The sequence below is a fragment of the Zooshikella ganghwensis DSM 15267 genome (assembly GCF_000428585.1).
GTDB classification, from domain to species: Bacteria; Pseudomonadota; Gammaproteobacteria; order Pseudomonadales; family Zooshikellaceae; genus Zooshikella; species Zooshikella ganghwensis.
The window spans coordinates 1-1,625 of the sequence record NZ_AUAF01000351.1; the positions used below are offsets into that span (position 1 = coordinate 1).

Below are 1,625 nucleotides of genomic sequence, written 5' to 3' on the forward strand. Positions count from 1 at the left end.
TTGTGTACAATATAAAGTGCCGAGGAAAAAGCTTACTTAATGATCTAATAGAGCTATTGATATAACCCCCTAGGAATCCATATAGAGCCTTTTTAATAATAACATTATGAGTTAGGGGTTAAACAACAAACCCCTAACTCATTATTAGCGCGGTACCCTTCGTTTGGCTTATATACAACAAAAGGCTTATTCTTTCTCAGTACCTTTAAACTCACTTTTAGCATTGTCCCAAGCCTGCTGAAAGGATGAAAACGCATTCGAAAAACCTTGCTTCATTTCATCCCAGGCATCAGCAGTACTGTTTTTCATCCCACCGTACCACTCCGCTAGCTCATTGCGCTGTTTATGAAGCTCATTAAGTGCAGAGCGGGTTTTAGCCCGAGTGGCTTCACTCATTTGATCCCAGTTTTTATCGATATCTTCTTGCATCTCATGAATGCGCATATCAACTTTATCCAGGGCCGAAGAGACTTTTGCCATTGCCTGATCCCGCTTTTCCACTGAATAATTTTTTACAGCACGAAGCGCTTCTTGAGATTCTTGCTTTACCTCTTCAATAGAGGTTGTATTTTCAGCTTCTTGAGCCATACAAACCATACTTGACAATACCACCGATGACAGCATGAACGCTGCACAAACCGACTTCAAAACAGCCATGGCTAAAAACCTCAATTTCTATATTACTTAAAACGTGAAGCCGCAGATTTCAATGCTTCACTCAATGATTCCCAAGCTAACTCGACACCGGTTTTTACATCCTCCCAGGCATCATCACTGGCAGCTTTTAGCTCTTGAAGCTTAGCATGCGCTTCTTGGCGCTTCTTACGAATATTCTCAAGCTGCTCGTGGTACTCATGGCGTGTATCTTCTTTAACATGCTCTGCTTTAGATTTGAGCCTGTCAATCTCTTCATTCCAGTGGTCAAGTTGTTCTTGCAATTTCTTTTCGTATGTTTCTTTCATACTCATGATAAGATTCCCATAACCATTCAGTCACAACATAGCCTTCACTGTACAACACCTTCGTTACATATACTCTTTAGCAATGATTACTTTATTGTGACAAAACATTTGACCATTCGGATATCTAGTAATTCCTTAACTGAGAATAATTAATCGATTCCAAAAAGCTTTTTACATCATATTACACGCTAACATTCGTTTTTATAACGTCAATAATAAGCATTTTACTCAAAACAAAATAATTCTATACCCTATTAATGTCCAGCCAATAAGCACTGGCAAGATAAATAATATGAAACCATTTGCAGCATGGATGCTGCAAATGAGCCTCCAGGGACGGATTCACGGCGGGTTGAATATTACTTATGTTGTCCAGTGCAACTCAGCCTGACCAATACCACCACATAAAAAATTAACTGGGTAAAATAGTTATATATAAGACTCTTTTTGAACTCATTAATAAATACTAACTGTTACACAGTAAACAAAGCTTGCTAATGATAAGTACGTTTAGTGTATTGACAGCAAGACAGCTTATTTATTCCACCCGTGCCAAAAGGCCATCCTTGGCCCAGGGCAATCGCATATAAATTTACACCGAACAAATTAGCTTCATTAAATATTCATGATCCCAACCAGCAGAGAGTCTCTTATTTTTTATTC

Annotated in this window: 2 protein-coding genes; both read right to left on the reverse strand. The window is 38.6% G+C overall.

Going from position 1 to position 1,625, the window contains the following annotated elements:
* Positions 1–186: 186 nt before the first annotated feature.
* A complete protein-coding gene (locus F607_RS0126840) occupies positions 187–657 on the reverse strand; it encodes a sll1863 family stress response protein (RefSeq protein WP_027710444.1) in 471 nt (156 codons plus the stop codon).
* 23 nt (positions 658–680) lie between these two features.
* On the reverse strand, positions 681–968 hold the full coding sequence (locus F607_RS0126845) for a sll1863 family stress response protein (RefSeq protein ID WP_027710445.1): 288 nt from the start codon (positions 966–968) through the stop codon (positions 681–683).
* Between the last annotated feature and the right edge of the window lie 657 nt (positions 969–1,625).